This is a genomic window from Corynebacterium humireducens NBRC 106098 = DSM 45392 (genome assembly GCF_000819445.1).
In the GTDB taxonomy this organism is placed as follows: Bacteria; Actinomycetota; Actinomycetes; order Mycobacteriales; family Mycobacteriaceae; genus Corynebacterium; species Corynebacterium humireducens.
This window is the reverse complement of record NZ_CP005286.1, coordinates 2446501-2466615: the sequence shown is the minus strand read 5'-3', so window position 1 is coordinate 2466615 and position 20115 is coordinate 2446501. Positions and strand designations below refer to the sequence as shown.

Below are 20115 nucleotides of genomic sequence, written 5' to 3'. Positions count from 1 at the left end.
CAACGCTAATGCGCCGAGGGGGGATTCGTAAAGCATGGCATCAATATAACTGTAAACATGGTTTTGATCTAGCGCTTGACACGTTTTGTGTAGGAAGCTAGCGTCATGAACATGAGCCTATTGGTCGCACCCGACATGGACCTGCCGTTCTTCGAACGTGTGGAGCAGTTCATCGACTCCTCTTCGCCTGAGTTGCGTGTGCTGTGGGCTAAACCCGGCGATGAGTTCGGATATCTGCCGCTCGTCCAGCATCTGGGGGACGTGGCCTGTGTGGGCGCTGTCCTGTGGGATGAGTGGTTGGCGGAGTCGGTGAAGAAATCACTGGAGAAGAAGTCCGGTATCGCGGAGTCGGATCTGCGGACGCTGTTCCTTTTTCTGGCGGGCACGCATGACGTGGCCAAGGCGACGCTCAAGTTCGTGCGGCAGATTGAACATGACGAACTCGGGAGGCTCATCGTCGACGACATCGCGGCCACCGGGCTGCCCATGAAGATGTCGAAGGTCGAGGAGGGCTCGCGACACTTCCAGCACGGACTCGTCGGTGAGCTGCTGGTCAGTGACTGGTTGCAGAAGCGGGGCTGCCCGAAAAGGGTGGCGAATGCGCTCGGAGCGGTGGTCGGGGCCCACCACGGCATCGCCACGACAGGAGAGGCCCGCAATCAGGCGGCGAGGATCCTCCGGAGGTACCCGAAGGAATGGAGTGCCCTGCAGCAGGAGATCCTCGCTGGGATGGCCCAGGTGGCGGGTGTGGAGGAGGTTCTGCCCCGGCTGCCGGAGCAGATCCACGCTGACGTGACCATGCGGCTGGTGGGTCTGCTGGTCATGGCGGACTGGATCGCCTCCAATGAGAAGGCGTTCCCCATGGTGGCATCAGGTTCACAGGCGGAGCGCGTCCGTTCCGGGTTCGCGGCGGTGGATCTCACTCGCCCGTGGGCGGTGGAGTACCAACCGGATGAAGGGACGGACGAGTTCTACCGTCGGGCCTTCGGGTGGCCGGAGCATTTCGGGGCGCGCCCGATGCAGAAGGCCGCGTTCGAGGCGGTGTCCGACGTGGACGGTGCGTGCCTGCTCATCGTGGAGGCCCCGACAGGGGAGGGGAAGACGGAGGCCGCCCTGGCCGCCGGGCAGCGTATCGCCGCTGACACCCGGGCGCAGGGGCTCCTGCTCGCGGCTCCGACCATGGGAACGGCGAACGGACTGTTCCACCGGGTCGCGGAGTGGGCCACACGCAACACGCCGGAACACACCGTGACCTCGATGAACCTGGTCCATTCGCGGAAGATGCTGTCGGCGGACTTCGAGAAGCTGCGGATGGGCGGGATCGGCACCGACACCGACGGCGGGCACGGAGCCGTGGTGGCCAGCCAGTGGATGCAGGGCACGAAGAAGGCCATGCTGTCCGACTTCGTCGTCGCCACCGTCGACCAGGTGTTGATGATGGCCCTGCAGATGAAGCACTCCATGCTCCGGCACATCGGACTGGCGGGCAAGGTGATCATCGTGGATGAGGTGCACGCCTACGACCTCTACATGCAGAGTTACCTGCAGCTGGCGCTGCGGTGGCTGGCCCGGTATGGGGTGTCCGTCATCCTGCTCAGCGCGACGCTGCCCAAGGAGACGAAGCTGGCGCTGGTCGAGGCCTACGGTTCGGAGACCCAGGACACGTTCCCCGAGGACCTGTCCGAGGCGTATCCGCTGATCACCGTGGTCGACGGGCAGGGGGTGCGTGAGATTGAGGTGGAGTCACGTCCGACGGACATCGAGGCCTCGATCGAGATCGTGCCGGACGGGTTGGAGGAGTTGCGGGGGCTCGTCGAGAAGCTCACTGAGGATGGCGGCTGCCTGCTGATCATCAGCAACACCGTCCGTCGTGCACAGGATGCGTACGCGGAGATCTCGCAGGCCTTCCCCGAAGAGGTGGAGCTCCACCACAGTGCTTTCCTGGCCTCGGACCGCGCCTTCAAGGAGGACCGGCTGCGGGAGGCTCTCGGCCCCGATTCCCGCCGCGGGGAGGGGCGCCCGTACCGGCGGATCATCTGTGCCACGCAGGTCGCCGAGCAGAGTCTCGACATTGACGCGGACGCCCTCATCACCGATATCGCCCCCATGGACCTGCTGATCCAGCGGATCGGCCGTATGCACCGCCATGAGCGGCCCGTGGAGGACCGTCCTGCCGCGCTGCGTGAGCCGCAGGTCTACGTCCGCGGCCTCCTGGCCACGGATCCGGTCCCGGTCTTCGACCGGGGATGCGCCGCCGTGTATGAGCCCGCCATTCTCATGTCGACGTTGGCGAATCTCTCCACAGCTTTCCGACGCCCCGATGACGTCTCCGCCCTCGTCCAGCGCACCTACTCTCCCGATTTTGTGCCACCGGCCGCCTGGGCGGAGACGTACACGGAGGTGAAGTCCCAGCTGAAGATGAATCAGGGGACAGCGGAGCTGAGGGCCCGCGCATTCCAGATCCCGGAACCGGACCAGGCGGACAAACTCGAGGGTCTGTTCGGGAGGTATCACCGGGGCATGGACGAGAAGACCCCGACCGGGGAGGAGGCCGGCGTCGCGCAGGTGCGCGACACGGATCCCACGATCGAGGTCATCCCGGTCATCGACACCGAGTACGGGTACCGGCCCATGCCGACACCCGACGCCGACTGCAATGACATCGAACTTGTCGACGACGATGTGCTGGACCGGGACACAGCATTTCAGCTGGCCTCCTCCGTGATCCGCCTGCCGGCCAGACTCACCCGCTTTGCCTCTGACTTTGATGCGGTGATCGATCAACTGGAGAAACAGACGCCGATCGGATGGACCGGACATTTCCTGCTCAAGGGGCAGGTGGCGCTCCGCTTCAACGAGGGCGGTGAGGCGGAACTGAATGGCGGCCGGCTTCGGTACACGTCCGAACTCGGGCTGGAGATGGTCGGCGGAGAGGAACACCAAAGTCGAGAACAAAACCGCTGAATCGGATACAAATCACAACAATGCGCTTTATTGAGAGGACAATGTGAGTTCACCACCTACCTATTCCCTGCTCACCGAGCCGTGGATCAACTGCGAATTAGCCGACGGTAGCGAGAAGCTCCTGGGCATCCGCGACATCTTCGACGGACAGCATGAGGTCAGGAGTATCCGCGGCGATTCCCCCACCCAGAACTATGCGGTTCTCCGCGTGCTGCTGGCGATCTTCTGGCGGGCACATCACCCGGAGACACTTGTCCGCCCCGGACAGACCTTCACCTATGCGGGATGGTTTGAGGCGCGGCTCAAGGAACTGGGCGGGCCGGACCAGCTGGTCAGCGAGTACCTGGATGAATACCAGGACCGTTTCGATCTCCTGCACCCCGAGAAGCCCTTCATGCAGGTGGCGGATCTCCGCACGTCGAAGGACTCGCGTTTCCCGGTGCAGAGGATCATCCCGGAGGCAGAGGACGAGTACTTCACCATGCGCGCCGGCGAGGCACGCGAATCCCTTGACCTGGCGGAGGCCGCCCGTTGGCTGATTTACGCGCAGGCCTACGACTACTCCGGCATCAAGTCGGGCGCCGTCGGTGATGCCCGCGTCAAGGGTGGCAGAGGCTATCCGATCGGCACCGGCTGGACCGGCCGTACCGGCGGCACCCTGGTCGTGGGCAAGAACCTGCGGGAGACGCTCCTCCTCAACACCACGCAGAAAGCTCTCACAGATACCAACGACCGGCCGGTCTGGGAGAGGAATCAGGATACGGCGGCGGAGAGGCACATCGACAAGCCGGAGGGTGCGGGAGAGACCGCGGGCCCGCAGGGGCCCAGCGACCTGGCCACCTGGCAGGGGCGGCGCGTTCGCCTGTTCGTCGAGGACGGTCGGGTGACGGCCGTGCTGGTGAGCAACGGTGACCGCATCCCCGATGCCGGCGCCAACGTGTTGGACGACCCGATGACGCCGTACCGCTTCAGCAAGAACCAGTCCAAGGGCGGGAAGGTTGTCCACTACGCCCAGCCCTTCGATCCGAACCGGACGATGTGGCGTTCCCTGGAGCCCCTCATCTCGTTGGACCGGGACCCGGGCTTCGACGGGAAGAACGTGGCACCCATCCGCCCCCGGAATCTCTCGCAACTGGCGGAGATCGCGGAAGACGTGGAGATGCCCCCGGTCCTGGACATCCAGATGGTGTCGGTCTCCTATGGGCCCAATGAATCTTCCGTGGCCACGGTGGTCACCGGGCGGATCGATCTGCCGGTGGCCCTGCTGGAACCCGAGGCCGCGGACCTCCGCGCGGAGGTCATCGACGCCGCTGCTTCCACCCGGGATGCAGCAATCGCGCTGGGCCAGTTCGCGGGCCACCTCCTGGAGGCAGCCGGCGGCATGTACGAGTTCCAGCCGGACCCCACGGATGGGATCCTTGCGGAAATTGAGCCGCGCTTCGTCACCTGGCTGGGCAAACTTGACCCGGATGACACCGACAGGCAGATCAGCGACTGGCAGGTGGAGGTCAGGGAGCAGATCCTCGAGCGTGCCGCAGAGCTCATGCGCGGTGCCGGCCCGAAGGCGTTGGTCGGCCGGGAGATCAGCAGTGGTCCCGACGGTGCGGGCACCCGCATCCTGTCCGCAGGATCCGCCTACCGGATGCTGCAGGGACGACTGAGGAAGATCCTCCACCGCATCGACGACACCGATGACACCGAAGACTAAGGAGAACTACCGATGACACAACAAACGGAACGCGACACGTTGTTCGTCTCCGTGGGCGCGACAGCCACGCGGCTGCAGTCGCAGATTCTCGGAGAGCAGGGCGAACGCGCCCAGGCGCAGGCCAGGGGAGTGCTGGCGGAACTGCGACGTCGCGCCGGGCAGCCCATCGAACAGGATCCGCTCTCCCTGGAGAAGACCCTGCTCGTGCTCAGCCCGGCCCTGAACGAGAACTCGCTCGGACACGGGGACGCGGCATCCCCTTCAGAGGCCGCCGCATTCCATGCGCTGACGCTGTTTGCGCTGCACATGCAGAGCTCCACCCGGCCCATGCACGTGCGCGGGGTCTCCTTCGCCACCGCCTGTGGGCGTCTGTACGCGCAGAGTGAGTCAGCGTCCCTCAAACCGCGTTTCGACGCCCTCCTGCTCGCCCGCTCCTCCCGTGCCCGCCTCAACCACACGCGGTCCATGGTCACTCTCCTGCGGGGAGAGCAGCTGGGTTTCGATTACGCCCAGTTCGCCAACGACCTGCGCGCACTTGATTACGACGACCGACGTGCCGGCGTCCTCCTGCGATGGGGCCGCGACTTCGCCATGGGGCGTTTCCGTTCCGCCGCAGACTCCGACACCACCTCTGACAACTGACCTCACCTCCCGAAAGGAACATCATGTCCCTCATCATCGACATCCATGCCCTGCAGACCCTTCCCCCCAGCCTGATCAACCGCGATGACACCGGTGCCCCGAAGAGCGCCGTCTACGGCGGCGTTCCGCGCCAGCGTGTGTCCTCCCAGTCCTGGAAGCGCGCCATCCGCAAGGACTTCGAGGAGACCTTCGACCCCGCCAGCGTTGGCTACCGCACGAAGCATGTCGTTGAACTCGTGGTGAACAAGGTCATGGAACTCGGCGGCGAAGCCTGGACGGAGGACCGCGCCGAGGATCGCGTTGCCCAGGCGTTCAAGGTGGTCAAGATCAAGCTCGTCGAGCCGAAGGTCAAGGAGACCGACAGCGAGGAGGAGCAGCGCCGCATCTTCCAGCAGACCGGGTACCTGCTGTTCCTCAGCCCGCGTCAGATCGAGAACCTCGCCCAGGCCATCGTGGACGCGGACGGGGAGAACCTGAAGAAGACGGACGTCGCGAAGCTGATCGACACCGACCACAGCGTCGACATCGCCATGTTCGGACGCATGGTCGCCGATGATGCCGCGTACAACGTGGATGCTTCCGTGCAGGTGGCGCACGCCATCGGCATCCACGAGTCCGAGCCGGAGTTCGATTTCTTCACGGCCGTGGATGACGTCGTCGAGGATCATGACGAGACCGGTGCCGGCATGATGGGCACCGTCCAGATGATGTCCTCCACGCTGTACCGCTTCGCCACCCTCGACGTGGAGTCCCTGGCGGAGAATCTCGGTGACCGGGAGGCCGCTGTCACCGCTGCTGTCGCGTTCGTGCGCAGCTTCATTACCAGCCTGCCCACCGGCAAGCAGAACACCTTCGCACACAACACGCTCCCCGAGCTGGTCTACGTGACGGTGCGTGAGGACCGGTCGATCTCCCTGGTCAACGCCTTCGAGAACCCTGTGGCCGCCGGCAGCAACGAGGGGCGTCGACAGGCGGGTGCCCGCGCGCTCGCCGAGGAGGAGAAGTCCATCGAGTCCGCCTACGGTTTCGTGCCGGCCCGGGCATTCGTCGTGGGGCTGGGGGATCTCACCGAGCCTTTCCAGGACATCGCCACGACCACCACGCTGCCTGAGCTGGACGGACTGGTCCGCGAGGCCATCGCAGAGGCAGGTGCCTGATCATGGCGCACTCACTGCTCCTTCTGCTGAAGGGGCCCATGCAGTCATGGGGTGATTCCAGCCGCTACAAACAGCGTACGACCGGTCAGGTGCCCACGAAGTCCGGCATCATCGGACTGCTCGCCGCAGCAGAGGGCCGACGCCGTACGGATCCGGTCGAGGATCTGGCGGAACTCACTCTGGCCGTGCGTGTGGATCAGCCCGGCAGCCTAATGCGCGATTACCAGACCGCGTTGGCTGAGGGTGCGAAGCACGCCAACCTGGTCACCCGCTACTACCTGTCGGACGCCGCTTTCGTGGCGGCGCTGGAAAGCCCCCACCGGGAGGTTGTCGACGGTCTGGCCGACGCCTTGAAGAACCCCCGTTTCCCCCTCTACCTGGGGCGACGTTCCTGCCCGGCGCCGGTGAACCTGGTGCTGAAGGTCGTCGACAAGTCGGCGGTGGAGGCGCTGCGCGCGGAGCCGTGGCACGCCTCCGACTTCCACCGGAAGGCACGTGCCAAGAACGTGGAACTGCCCATCTACCGCGATGCCCGGCCCGGGGAGAGCGGTGTCGCGCAGCAGGATGTGCCGGTGTCGTTCTCCCAGGAGAACCGTGTGTACTCCTGGCGCACTGTTGTCCAGGAGCCGGAGGGCTGTGTCTTCCCCAACGACATGGGCACCTCGGTTGACCCCTTCTTCGAGACGGTGATTTCAGTATGAGCACCCTGACCCGCATTTACCTCAACCCTCGGAAGCGTGGGGGGCGGAAACTGCTGACCAACCCCGAGGCGATGCATGCGGCGGTCCGTTCGGCCTTCCCTCCGGACATCGACGCCTCCTCCGCGCGTGTGCTGTGGCGCGCTGATTCCCAGGGTGACGAGCACATCCTGTACATCGTGGGTCCGGAGAAACCCGATGCACTGCACATCGTCGAACAGGCCGGCTGGGATACCCGCCCTCCGCAGAGCGCTGACTATCAGCGTTTCCAGGACACCCTGGTCAAGGGACAGCGGTGGCGATTTGCGTTGGTGGCCAACCCGGTGTCATCGAAAGCCGGCGAACGCGGCACACGCGGCAAGATTGTCGCCCATGTCACCGCCGAACAGCAGCTCGCCTGGCTCGCTCAACGCAGCGAGACCGCCGGTTTCCGTCTGCTTGACGACGCCGTCGTGGTCGGCCGTGAGCGCAAGACCTTCCGGAAGAACAACGAGTCGTCGTCACGGACGGTGTCCCTGTCGACCGCGCGCTTCGAGGGCACCCTCGAGATCATCGACGCGGAGGCCCTGCGGACGACCCTGAACCAGGGCATCGGACGCGCCCGAGCATACGGCTGCGGACTGCTGACTCTGGCCCGAATCGGAGGGTGACCAGTGCGGAACCCGAGTGAAGTGCCCATTGTGCGTAAGGAGCTGGCGCGCGTGGAAAGACGCATCAGCTTCCTTTACGTCGAACGAGCAGTGGTCAACCGCGACAACAATGCGCTGACCATTGCCGACAAGCGGGGCATCGCGCATGTCCCGGCGACCACACTGGCCGCACTTCTCCTGGGGCCCGGTACCCGCGTCACCTATGCGGCCATGGCGCTGCTGGGGGATGCCGGGGTGTCCGTCGTCTGGACCGGTGAAAAGGGCGTCCGCTATTACGCACATGGACGACCTCCCGCCAAGACGTCACGGAATGCGGAGGCGCAGGCGTCGATAGTCAGTCATCAGCGGCGTCGCCTGGAATGTGCGCGGGCCATGTACAGCATGAGATTCGCCGGTGAGGATGTTTCACGTGCAACGATGGCCCAGCTCCGGGGCCGTGAAGGCGCGCGGATGAAACGCATCTACGCGGAACATGCGCAGCGGGTCGGCGTGTACTGGGACCGGCGAAGCTACGACCCCAACGATTTTGAATCCGGGGACCCGATCAACCGGGCGTTGACCGGCGCCAATGCCGCCCTTTACGGAGTCGCGCACGCCGTCATCACAGCGTTGGGATTCGTACCCTCACTGGGAGTGATCCACAGCGGCACTGACCGTGCATTCGTCTACGACATTGCGGACCTCTACAAAGCAGAGATCTCCATTCCCGCAGCCTTCGATGCCGCAGCTGACCCGGATTTCGACGCCGTGAAGAACGTCCGCCGCAGAGTCCGCGAGAAAGTTGTCGAACACCGACTCATGGAACGCATGGTGAAAGACCTGCACAGCCTCATGCGGACGGAAGATGACCCGGATTCGATTGACGTCGAGCTGATGCTCTGGAACGAGCTCGAGGTCATCGCCGCCGGCATCAACTGGGCCGAACCGGAAGGAATCGACCTCTGATGATCGTCCTGGTCGTGACCGCCTGCCCCGCAGGACTACGGGGAGACCTGACCAAGTGGCTATCGGAGATCTCCCCGGGAGTATTCGTTGGCCGCCCCAGTGCCCGCATACGAGACCTTCTGTGGGAGCGAACTGTCGAACTGTCGAAGGACGGCCGCGCTCTGCTCGTCTACAGCACCAACAATGAGCAGGGCATGGAGTTTCGCACACACCGACACGACTGGGAACCCACCGACTTCGATGGCCTCACTCTGATGGTCCGGCCCTCCAAGAAGAAGTTCACCCGCCGGACCGGATGGAGCAAGGCCAGGCAAATACGAAAAAGCCGTTATTAGCGCGATCGACAAACTACAGTTGTATCTGCACGACGGTTTTCCATTGGAATGGTGCAGCTCAGCCAGTGTGCTCCCCGCGTCAGCGGGGATGAGCCGCAACTGGTATCCGAGGATCTTCTGGATCTCCGGTGCTCCCCGCGTCAGCGGGGATGAGCCGTGGGTGGTCAGCAGCCAGTGGCCCGCTGTCCCGTGCTCCCCGCGTCAGCGGGGATGAGCCGCGGTCCTTCTGCGCCGTGGTCGGCGGGTCGTTGTGCTCCCCGCGTCAGCGGGGATGAGCCCGGGTCAAACCTGCTCACCCCCTTGCTGGTGTTGTGCTCCCCGCGTCAGCGGGGATGAGCCCTGGTCGCCGGGGTTAGTCGTGCCGCGGCGCTTGTGCTCCCCGCGTCAGCGGGGATGAGCCGGACTTCACGACGACCGCGCCGGGCTGTCTGTCGTGCTCCCCGCGTCAGCGGGGATGAGCCGCGTTCAGGGAGTTCGTGAGGTCAGCGTTCGAGGTGCTCCCCGCGTCAGCGGGGATGAGCCGCACACCTGGCTGACCCCCGCCGAGCAGACCGCGTGCTCCCCGCGTCAGCGGGGATGAGCCCCTGAACGGAGAAGCAGCATGACCGCCAGATCCGTGCTCCCCGCGTCAGCGGGGATGAGCCGGCCATCAACACCCGCCAGCTCTCCATCCCCGTGTGCTCCCCGCGTCAGCGGGGATGAGCCGAACCTACGTGTTCTTGTCGGCGGGGTGGAACCGTGCTCCCCGCGTCAGCGGGGATGAGCCCCCCATCATCCAGCTGGCGAACTCGGGGTTGAGGTGCTCCCCGCGTCAGCGGGGATGAGCCGAGGTCCCCGAGGAGGCGCTTCTGGGAGGCGTTGTGCTCCCCGCGTCAGCGGGGATGAGCCTCACCGCCCGAGGCGCACACCTCCACGCCCCCCGTGCTCCCCGCGTCAGCGGGGATGAGCCCGGGGCGGGCAGGTGGGGCGACGGAGAGCAATTGTGCTCCCCGCGTCAGCGGGGATGAGCCCCACTCCTGCAGACTGTCCGCCAGCTCACTGTCGTGCTCCCCGCGTCAGCGGGGATGAGCCGAAGCGGGCGACGAAGTCAGCGTGCGACTTCTGGTGCTCCCCGCGTCAGCGGGGATGAGCCGCACCATCCAGGTCGGTGAAAACGGTATCCGCCGTGCTCCCCGCGTCAGCGGGGATGAGCCATGATCCTCCCGACGGATGCGGATACCGACCTGGTGCTCCCCGCGTCAGCGGGGATGAGCCTGTAGTGGGTGAGGCTGCTGCAACAGCCCACGAGTGCTCCCCGCGTCAGCGGGGATGAGCCGGACATGGCCCTCGAGGTGGAGGAGCTGCGTCAGTGCTCCCCGCGTCAGCGGGGATGAGCCCCGCTGCTTATCCCGCTCACGCTGCGCCGCCTCGTGCTCCCCGCGTCAGCGGGGATGAGCCGGTTGGCCTTCATCCCCTCAACCTCGTTGAGGCGTGCTCCCCGCGTCAGCGGGGATGAGCCGCGCAGGGCAGGCGGCCACACGGTGAACCTGACGTGCTCCCCGCGTCAGCGGGGATGAGCCTCAGTCGTCATCGTCGTCGCGATGTCGTGCAGAGTGCTCCCCGCGTCAGCGGGGATGAGCCCGCCCCCAGCACCCACTGTGTTTCATCCACCCCGTGCTCCCCGCGTCAGCGGGGATGAGCCCTCCATGCTCTCCCTGTCGAATGACCCCTCCCTGTGCTCCCCGCGTCAGCGGGGATGAGCCGAAGGCGACGGACGCGGCCGGCCGGTCGATGGGGTGCTCCCCGCGTCAGCGGGGATGAGCCCACCTCACCCGTGCCCGGCCCGCCGTGCTGCAGGTGCTCCCCGCGTCAGCGGGGATGAGCCTCGGGGTGCCGTCCAGATTCTCCACCACCAGGAGTGCTCCCCGCGTCAGCGGGGATGAGCCTGAGCGGGGCGTAGGACCCGTCCAGGTCCAGGAGTGCTCCCCGCGTCAGCGGGGATGAGCCGGCTCTCGGGTCAGGCTGGAGCCGTAGGTCATGGTGCTCCCCGCGTCAGCGGGGATGAGCCGCTCATCACGGCCGTGCCCGTCCCCCAGGTGGCGTGCTCCCCGCGTCAGCGGGGATGAGCCGCTCCATCGTGGATTCGTTAAGCCAGTAGTCACGTGCTCCCCGCGTCAGCGGGGATGAGCCCAAGGACTCGGTGTTCACACTGTGCGCGGAGCAGTGCTCCCCGCGTCAGCGGGGATGAGCCCTGACTTCCACCACTTCTACGGCTGTGACCTCGGTGCTCCCCGCGTCAGCGGGGATGAGCCCTAATGTACTTCGGCGCGCTCATAATTACTGTCGTGCTCCCCGCGTCAGCGGGGATGAGCCGGACAACCAGAATGGCTAACCCGAAGGGCACCCGTGCTCCCCGCGTCAGCGGGGATGAGCCGGAGATTGTTGCTGTGGTCACGGACTACGCGGGGTGCTCCCCGCGTCAGCGGGGATGAGCCCTCAAAGAAGGCATGGGCCTATCCCACACCAGCGTGCTCCCCGCGTCAGCGGGGATGAGCCCTGGCCGTTGTCCAGCAGGCTGGCGATAGTGCGGTGCTCCCCGCGTCAGCGGGGATGAGCCCAGGCCGATTGCGTCGGAATGTGGGCGCATGACGTGCTCCCCGCGTCAGCGGGGATGAGCCCGAGGTGTGGCAGACCCGGCCCGCGTCCGCGCAGTGCTCCCCGCGTCAGCGGGGATGAGCCCTGCTCGGGCCTGACGACTATCCCACCACTGGAGTGCTCCCCGCGTCAGCGGGGATGAGCCGGAATCCTGGATGAAATACAAGCCGCATGACTAGTGCTCCCCGCGTCAGCGGGGATGAGCCGCACACCCGGCCTTTGCCGTTGTGTTGGGGCCGGTGCTCCCCGCGTCAGCGGGGATGAGCCCTCAGCGGCGTCGGCGATCGCCACCTGGGAACAGTGCTCCCCGCGTCAGCGGGGATGAGCCCGGTTCCTATGACACGTATATCAACGGGGCCAAGTGCTCCCCGCGTCAGCGGGGATGAGCCTCTGGCCTAGCCACTGGTGGGATTGGGTGGCGTGTGCTCCCCGCGTCAGCGGGGATGAGCCCAGTGGCGGGCATGCGTTCTATGTCATGTCCCAGTGCTCCCCGCGTCAGCGGGGATGAGCCCGTTCGACAGGTTTGGCCACTGCGATTCCGGCAGTGCTCCCCGCGTCAGCGGGGATGAGCCGTATGGCAGGGAAAGAGGTCGGATACCTCACCGGTGCTCCCCGCGTCAGCGGGGATGAGCCCGAGGCCGACATGTCTCTACACAAGATTACGGGGTGCTCCCCGCGTCAGCGGGGATGAGCCCCCGCCTTCGTGGTGGCGACGATCCGTGCTGCTGTGCTCCCCGCGTCAGCGGGGATGAGCCCTGAAGCGTCACGGAGTGGTCGGACTGAGTGATGTGCTCCCCGCGTCAGCGGGGATGAGCCCAACCCTACGGCACGCAACCGAGCAAGGTTGACGTGCTCCCCGCGTCAGCGGGGATGAGCCCTCATCATTGGGCTTAGACTGCTGCTCAACATCGTGCTCCCCGCGTCAGCGGGGATGAGCCCCCGTGCCGAATGAGCATGTCGCCACCGTCGACGTGCTCCCCGCGTCAGCGGGGATGAGCCCGACAATTCCGGGTGCTCGCTATCAACAACAATGTGCTCCCCGCGTCAGCGGGGATGAGCCGAAATCATGCCCCTTATTAATCAGCGACACCTTGTGCTCCCCGCGTCAGCGGGGATGAGCCCGCGTCCATGGTCACTGGCCTGATAGGTCCCCTGTGCTCCCCGCGTCAGCGGGGATGAGCCCAACTCGGTGGCCACGGGCTCGACAGCGACGAGGTGCTCCCCGCGTCAGCGGGGATGAGCCCACCGGTGACGTGCCCCTGTCGCCGTCGGTGTCGTGCTCCCCGCGTCAGCGGGGATGAGCCCCGCCTGCCACGGCCTCCGCCCACGTTGCCGTGGTGCTCCCCGCGTCAGCGGGGATGAGCCCTGTTCGCCGTCTCCGAGGTACCCGCGTCCGTGGTGCTCCCCGCGTCAGCGGGGATGAGCCTTAATGTCCGATTGAGTCAGGTTCGGCACCCTGGTGCTCCCCGCGTCAGCGGGGATGAGCCCTGGGATATCAACCAGCGGTCCATCGGTGTCGAGTGCTCCCCGCGTCAGCGGGGATGAGCCGTTGATCGCGACGCCGTCCGGGGAGAGGTAACCGTGCTCCCCGCGTCAGCGGGGATGAGCCCCTCGTGCACGCTGGTACGGAGGTTCATCATCGGTGCTCCCCGCGTCAGCGGGGATGAGCCCGCGGTGGTCTGGCCGTCACCAGCCTTAGCCGGGTGCTCCCCGCGTCAGCGGGGATGAGCCCAGCACAATGTGATCGAGGTCCTTGACCATCGCGTGCTCCCCGCGTCAGCGGGGATGAGCCCGCCCCGATACGGTTGCCGAGGTCCATCGTCGTGTGCTCCCCGCGTCAGCGGGGATGAGCCCATGTTTCTCATGTTCGTCACCTGTGACGTATCGTGCTCCCCGCGTCAGCGGGGATGAGCCCAGCACTATCGCGATGGTTACCGCCAGTGTTAAGTGCTCCCCGCGTCAGCGGGGATGAGCCCCGTGTCTGGACAGACCGGCCTGCATCAGCCCAGTGCTCCCCGCGTCAGCGGGGATGAGCCCATTCCCGTCAGTCAGCGCCGCGCAGTATCGGAGTGCTCCCCGCGTCAGCGGGGATGAGCCCTTCTCCGGATCGGAACCGAGCAGATCGATGTTGTGCTCCCCGCGTCAGCGGGGATGAGCCGAACGGCCGGAAGGCGTAATGCTCACTAGCCTCGTGCTCCCCGCGTCAGCGGGGATGAGCCCTCATTCGCCGCCTCCGCAGCCATAGCTGCGGCGTGCTCCCCGCGTCAGCGGGGATGAGCCCTCAGCGAGGGTCACCGGGCCTGTCTCCGGCACGTGCTCCCCGCGTCAGCGGGGATGAGCCGGCGAACGCCGGCGCGGATGCCGGGGATGCCCCGTGCTCCCCGCGTCAGCGGGGATGAGCCCTGCTCGGCGCTGACTGACGGGAATGTGCGTCTGTGCTCCCCGCGTCAGCGGGGATGAGCCCAGCCGTAGAACATACTCTGCGCCGACCCGCTGGTGCTCCCCGCGTCAGCGGGGATGAGCCGTCGGCGTCGGAGGAGTAGCGCGTGCCGGACACGTGCTCCCCGCGTCAGCGGGGATGAGCCGGCCAAGGAGCAGCCCGCCGAGGCCACCGCCGAGTGCTCCCCGCGTCAGCGGGGATGAGCCCTCATCATCGGTCTTCGCCTCACGTTCAGCGAGGTGCTCCCCGCGTCAGCGGGGATGAGCCGGTGGTCCGCCGTACCTCGTCGGGTGATGTGCTGTGCTCCCCGCGTCAGCGGGGATGAGCCCTGCCCGTCGCTGACGACGGTGCCTCCGATGGAGTGCTCCCCGCGTCAGCGGGGATGAGCCGGTCGCGCGCGCGCACTGTGCCCGCGTCCACGTGTGCTCCCCGCGTCAGCGGGGATGAGCCGGCAAGGCTTTTCAAGGCGAAACCCCCGGGTGCGTGCTCCCCGCGTCAGCGGGGATGAGCCCGGGTAGTCCGGCTGCAGAACGCCCGCGACTACGTGCTCCCCGCGTCAGCGGGGATGAGCCGCTGGTCCGCACGATGGGTGTCACCCCGGAGACGTGCTCCCCGCGTCAGCGGGGATGAGCCGTGCCCTGTCCATGTCCGTGTACGAGCAGAAAAGTGCTCCCCGCGTCAGCGGGGATGAGCCCGGTCAAGCCGCTCGCACTTCTCGAATGGTTGGGTGCTCCCCGCGTCAGCGGGGATGAGCCGAATTGCAGACCAGTATCAATTTGGCCTTCCAAGTGCTCCCCGCGTCAGCGGGGATGAGCCGATTACGGCACCTAAACAAGAATCCGGGGGGATGTGCTCCCCGCGTCAGCGGGGATGAGCCCCGACCCTCGCTGTCCATGGCGTCCCACGCCTTGTGCTCCCCGCGTCAGCGGGGATGAGCCCAACACCGCTGCCCTCGAGAACGGGGAGACCTCGTGCTCCCCGCGTCAGCGGGGATGAGCCGGCCATGTACCCGCAGCAGAAGGAAGCGTGGTCGTGCTCCCCGCGTCAGCGGGGATGAGCCGGACAAGGAGATGCAGGCGAAGCTGGAGACGATGTGCTCCCCGCGTCAGCGGGGATGAGCCCCGGACACGGAAACGCCGGACACGGTTTCCCCGGTGCTCCCCGCGTCAGCGGGGATGAGCCCCGCGATCTTGATGCGGTCCGTCAGCTCGCGAGGTGCTCCCCGCGTCAGCGGGGATGAGCCGCTGCGCGACCAGATCCCACTGCTCTTTTTGCAGTGCTCCCCGCGTCAGCGGGGATGAGCCCACCTCGGGCACGCATCCCTGCACACCACACAGGTGCTCCCCGCGTCAGCGGGGATGAGCCCAACAACACCACGAGGTCGACGATTCAGCCTCTGTGCTCCCCGCGTCAGCGGGGATGAGCCCAGAGCCTTAAACTGATCGAACGGGAACATTTCGTGCTCCCCGCGTCAGCGGGGATGAGCCGTGCACCCACGGACGCGCGCCCTTCAGATTCGAGTGCTCCCCGCGTCAGCGGGGATGAGCCCGTAGGGCACCAACCCCCCGAGCCCAGGACCAGGTGCTCCCCGCGTCAGCGGGGATGAGCCGGTCTTGGAGCGGGGCTTGCCGGCGGGGTCACGGTGCTCCCCGCGTCAGCGGGGATGAGCCCCGTTCTACGACGCTGCCGGCAACCCGATTTAGGTGCTCCCCGCGTCAGCGGGGATGAGCCCCCGAACGTGGGCACCCTGAACATGCTCACCGGGTGCTCCCCGCGTCAGCGGGGATGAGCCCTGGTGGGTCGACGGGACGGATACCGGCGTGCGGTGCTCCCCGCGTCAGCGGGGATGAGCCGATGTCCCAGTCCGTCGCTTCATCACCGACTGGGTGCTCCCCGCGTCAGCGGGGATGAGCCCATGTAGTACATGTCCGTCACCTGTCCGGTGTCGTGCTCCCCGCGTCAGCGGGGATGAGCCCCGGCGCTTCGGCACTTTGATCTGCACATCAAAGTGCTCCCCGCGTCAGCGGGGATGAGCCTCATCGTCCACACCACCGAGAACACGCTGGGCAGTGCTCCCCGCGTCAGCGGGGATGAGCCCCCGCAAAGCCACGCCGCACGCCCATCACGGACGTGCTCCCCGCGTCAGCGGGGATGAGCCCGGCATATCCTCGCCACCACCGCCGTAGGGGGAGTGCTCCCCGCGTCAGCGGGGATGAGCCGAACCCCCGGGTTCTCCTGGCCCCGAGGTGCTGGTGCTCCCCGCGTCAGCGGGGATGAGCCCCGGCGGCGGCGCGTACTCAACCGGGAACAAGCGTGCTCCCCGCGTCAGCGGGGATGAGCCCCACCGAGTCCCCCGGCCCGGGCCCGGTGGCGCGTGCTCCCCGCGTCAGCGGGGATGAGCCCCGCGCCCGTGGCTATGACTCACAGTGGCGCCGGTGCTCCCCGCGTCAGCGGGGATGAGCCCCCCGACGGCACACCCTATGACCCCCCCCGAGGTGTGCTCCCCGCGTCAGCGGGGATGAGCCGTGGGTGGATGATGGGCGGATTACCAAGACGAAGTGCTCCCCGCGTCAGCGGGGATGAGCCTCATGCCCCCGTATGGGGGTGGCTAGCGGTAGGGTGCTCCCCGCGTCAGCGGGGATGAGCCGTGGGTGGATGATGGGCGGATTACCAAGACGAAGTGCTCCCCGCGTCAGCGGGGATGAGCCTCATGCCCCCGTATGGGGGTGGCTAGCGGTAGGGTGCTCCCCGCGTCAGCGGGGATGAGCCGTCTGCCCAGGAAACAGGACAGACGACACCGAAGTGCTCCCCGCGTCAGCGGGGATGAGCCCATAGGGCACCAACCCCCCGAGCCCAGGACCAGGTGCTCCCCGCGTCAGCGGGGATGAGCCGACGCTGGCTGAGGGCCGTGACGTGCGGAAGGCGTGCTCCCCGCGTCAGCGGGGATGAGCCGTACCTGGGCGATACGTCGGTGGCTGCTATCGGGTGCTCCCCGCGTCAGCGGGGATGAGCCCCGACGTGACGCCACCCGGCAGGCCGGACGAAAGTGCTCCCCGCGTCAGCGGGGATGAGCCGATCACACCCCCGCCCGCAGGCGAGGACGCGGAGTGCTCCCCGCGTCAGCGGGGATGAGCCCACTACGGGATCGACCTGTCCAGTGGGGTGCTCGTGCTCCCCGCGTCAGCGGGGATGAGCCCCGCCACATGATCAGTGCTGCCGTAGGTGGGTCGTGCTCCCCGCGTCAGCGGGGATGAGCCGTACCTGGGCGATACGTCGGTGGCTGCTATCGGGTGCTCCCCGCGTCAGCGGGGATGAGCCCATCCACTCCGAATCCTCGGAGCCCTTCGGCTTGTGCTCCCCGCGTCAGCGGGGATGAGCCGGGCTTCAATAGCCTGTCAGCAGCCTTCTTCCGGTGCTCCCCGCGTCAGCGGGGATGAGCCCTAGATCGCCGTTCACGTCCTGACCGTCGCAGCGTGCTCCCCGCGTCAGCGGGGATGAGCCCGCGGTCGCATCCTCTGACTTAGAGCAGTCAAGGTGCTCCCCGCGTCAGCGGGGATGAGCCCCACCACTACGCCACCGTCACGGTGTAGGTGATGTGCTCCCCGCGTCAGCGGGGATGAGCCCGCGGTCGCATCCTCTGACTTAGAGCAGTCAAGGTGCTCCCCGCGTCAGCGGGGATGAGCCCCACCACTACGCCACCGTCACGGTGTAGGTGATGTGCTCCCCGCGTCAGCGGGGATGAGCCGCGGTTGATGAGGAATGCTGCGACGGTGGCGATGTGCTCCCCGCGTCAGCGGGGATGAGCCCGCGGACTTCACAATCCGCGCCTTGACCGCCAGGTGCTCCCCGCGTCAGCGGGGATGAGCCCTCATGGACGCCCAGTCCGCAGCCGACACCCTCGTGCTCCCCGCGTCAGCGGGGATGAGCCCCGCAGTGCGCTGTGGGTGCCCCAGTGCACGTGGTGCTCCCCGCGTCAGCGGGGATGAGCCGATGTGCCCGAAATCATCGACTCCAACCAAATCGTGCTCCCCGCGTCAGCGGGGATGAGCCGGGTTCCAGGAGATGCCAGTCCTGGCGGTGCGGGTGCTCCCCGCGTCAGCGGGGATGAGCCGCAGATCGCCGAGGCGGCCGGCATGTCCCGCCAGTGCTCCCCGCGTCAGCGGGGATGAGCCCACCGGCTTGATGCCGTCGGTGTAGACGGTCTTGTGCTCCCCGCGTCAGCGGGGATGAGCCGCCTGTGAATACCTACACTGCGAACGCCGAAAAGTGCTCCCCGCGTCAGCGGGGATGAGCCCGTCCAGCTCGTGCGCGCCAGGGATAAAATCGCGTGCTCCCCGCGTCAGCGGGGATGAGCCCGTCGAGTCCGGCGGCAGTCCGTCAATGGTCAAGTGCTCCCCGCGTCAGCGGGGATGCGCCGAAACTAATCAACGGCTTCTCCAATAATCGCCCGTGCTCCCCGCGTCAGCGGGGATGAGCCTAGGCCGGGGCTTTTTGTTCGCGTGGACCAAGGGTGCTCCCCGCGTCAGCGGGGATGAGCTGGGCTTGCCCGCAAATCGTGGACAAATAGTTAAGCGGCTACCAGCGCCGCAGCTGGCTGATCAAGCGATAATTCATAGGCCACCGGACTCAGAAAGCCGATGGCGGAATGCCGGCGGTAGCGGTTGTAGAAGACCTCGATCCACTCACTGACACCGTCGTAAACTGGGCTTGCCCGCAAATCGTGGACAAATAGTTAAGCGGCTACCAGCGCCGCAGCTGGCTGATCAAGCGATAATTCATAGGCCACCGGACTCAGAAAGCCGATGGCGGAATGCCGGCGGTAGCGGTTGTAGAAGACCTCGATCCACTCACTGACACCGTCGTAAACCTCCACCCTGGTGGCGAAGGCATGCCGGTAGAAATACTCGACCTTCAACGTCGCCCAGAACGACTCGGCCATCGCATTATCCCAGCACACCCCGGTCTGACCCATCGACATCCGCACACCGACTTCACGGGCGGCCTCATCCAGCTGCCAGCTGGTGAACTGGGCACCGCGGTCAGCGTGCAAGATCACCTGCTCCGGGAGGCTGCCACGGGTGGCTCGCGCGTTGTTCAACGCTGTGAGCACCAGATCGGTGTCCTGCCTCGGTCCCATCGAATGCCCAATGACCCGACGAGAGTGCCCATCGCGGATAGCACACAGATACACCCAGCCTTCGCCGCAGCGCAGGTAAGTGAAATCCGTGATCCAGGCGGCGTCGAGACGTCCGTGATCCCAGGTACGCTCACACAGATCCTCGTGCCGGCACTGCGCCTGTATTTTACGCCCGGGCACCCGAAACGACCTGGTCGACAATCCCTCCAGGCCTTGACGTCGCATGGATCGTGCGACCGTCTTACGGTCCACGTCCACACCGGCATCATGCAGGTCAGCGGTGATTCTCGGGGCACCGTAGGTGCCCCGGGAACGGTCATGGAACCAGCGGACCTGCTCATCCAGATCCTGCTGACGCGCACGGCGTTTACCAAGAATGTTCCGGCGCTGTGACCAGGCGTAAAACCCGGACCGGGAGACGTCCAGCACGCGTGCCATCATGGTGACCGGGTAGTTCGCCTTCTCTTGCGCCATTAGCTCGAACCGTTCCGGTGCTGTTGCTTGGCGGCGAAGAAGGCGCTGGCTTTTCCCAGGAACTCGTTTTCTGCCTTCAGGTCAGCGACTTCCTTACGTAGCCGGGCGATTTCGGCTGCCGTTTCCTCCGGTGACGGCTGTCCGGTGTCGGTGGAGGTGCGCCGGATGCGTTCTTTTTTGACCCAGCTACCGAGCAGTTGTTCGCCGAGGTCGAGCTGCTGGGCGACCGCCCGGATCGTTTGTCCGGTATCGAGGACCAGGCTCGCGGCGTCGCGGCGGTACTCCTCGGTGTATCGGCGTCGTTGTCCCATGTGAACATCCTTCCGCAGGG

Annotated in this window: 9 protein-coding genes and 1 CRISPR repeat array; of the genes, 8 read left to right on the top strand and 1 reads right to left on the bottom strand. The window is 66.4% G+C overall.

The annotated features are described in order from the left end of the window. Positions 1-111: 111 nt before the first annotated feature. From cas3 to cas2e, 8 genes are read left to right on the top strand one after another with little or no spacing between them, the layout of a single operon-like run. On the top strand, positions 112-2964 hold the full coding sequence (cas3, locus tag B842_RS12050; protein WP_169744864.1) for a CRISPR-associated helicase Cas3': 2853 nt from the start codon (positions 112-114) through the stop codon (positions 2962-2964). Between the two features lie 43 nt (positions 2965-3007). Beyond that, the gene (gene casA, locus B842_RS12045; RefSeq protein WP_245631405.1) at positions 3008-4672 is read left to right on the top strand and encodes a type I-E CRISPR-associated protein Cse1/CasA; all 1665 of its coding nucleotides are present in this window, start codon (positions 3008-3010) and stop codon (positions 4670-4672) included. A gap of 12 nt (positions 4673-4684) precedes the next feature. Then, entirely contained in the window at positions 4685-5314 is a 630-nt protein-coding gene (casB, locus tag B842_RS12040) for a type I-E CRISPR-associated protein Cse2/CasB (RefSeq protein ID WP_040086908.1), read from the top strand. 23 nt (positions 5315-5337) lie between these two features. Continuing rightward, positions 5338-6471, top strand: coding sequence for a type I-E CRISPR-associated protein Cas7/Cse4/CasC (cas7e, locus tag B842_RS12035; protein ID WP_040086907.1), 1134 nt, complete (start codon positions 5338-5340; stop codon positions 6469-6471). Positions 6472-6473: 2 nt separating this feature from the next. Beyond that, on the top strand, positions 6474-7172 hold the full coding sequence (gene cas5e / locus B842_RS12030; RefSeq protein ID WP_040086905.1) for a type I-E CRISPR-associated protein Cas5/CasD: 699 nt from the start codon (positions 6474-6476) through the stop codon (positions 7170-7172). Beyond that, the gene (cas6e, locus tag B842_RS12025; protein WP_040086904.1) at positions 7169-7819 is read left to right on the top strand and encodes a type I-E CRISPR-associated protein Cas6/Cse3/CasE; all 651 of its coding nucleotides are present in this window, start codon (positions 7169-7171) and stop codon (positions 7817-7819) included. Before cas5e ends, cas6e begins: the two co-directional genes overlap by 4 nt. A 3-nt stretch (positions 7820-7822) precedes the next feature. Beyond that, the gene (gene cas1e / locus B842_RS12020; protein WP_052437930.1) at positions 7823-8764 is read left to right on the top strand and encodes a type I-E CRISPR-associated endonuclease Cas1e; all 942 of its coding nucleotides are present in this window, start codon (positions 7823-7825) and stop codon (positions 8762-8764) included. Beyond that, positions 8764-9099: a type I-E CRISPR-associated endoribonuclease Cas2e gene (gene cas2e, locus B842_RS12015; RefSeq protein WP_040086902.1), complete on the top strand. Its 336-nt coding sequence runs from the start codon at positions 8764-8766 to the stop codon at positions 9097-9099. Before cas1e ends, cas2e begins: the two co-directional genes overlap by 1 nt. Before the next feature lie 67 nt (positions 9100-9166). Continuing rightward, positions 9167-18711: a CRISPR direct-repeat array (repeat unit 28 nt; unit sequence GTGCTCCCCGCGTCAGCGGGGATGAGCC). A 194-nt stretch (positions 18712-18905) separates the two neighbouring features. Here the strand turns inward: cas2e and B842_RS12010 are convergent. Further along, positions 18906-20095 (bottom strand): IS3 family transposase gene (locus B842_RS12010; protein ID WP_156119430.1). Its coding sequence is split into 2 segments (ribosomal slippage): positions 18906-19828 and positions 19828-20095, totalling 1191 coding nucleotides; the frame shifts between segments, so codons are not numbered across the junction. Positions 20096-20115: the final 20 nt, after the last annotated feature.

Coding starts and splice junctions, on each gene's coding strand:
- cas3 (WP_169744864.1), top strand. CDS start 112: ATGAGCCTATTGGTCGCACCCGACATGGACCTGCCGTTCTTCGAACGT.
- casB (WP_040086908.1), top strand. CDS start 4,685: ATGACACAACAAACGGAACGCGACACGTTGTTCGTCTCCGTGGGCGCG.
- cas7e (WP_040086907.1), top strand. CDS start 5,338: ATGTCCCTCATCATCGACATCCATGCCCTGCAGACCCTTCCCCCCAGC.
- cas5e (WP_040086905.1), top strand. CDS start 6,474: ATGGCGCACTCACTGCTCCTTCTGCTGAAGGGGCCCATGCAGTCATGG.
- cas6e (WP_040086904.1), top strand. CDS start 7,169: ATGAGCACCCTGACCCGCATTTACCTCAACCCTCGGAAGCGTGGGGGG.
- cas2e (WP_040086902.1), top strand. CDS start 8,764: ATGATCGTCCTGGTCGTGACCGCCTGCCCCGCAGGACTACGGGGAGAC.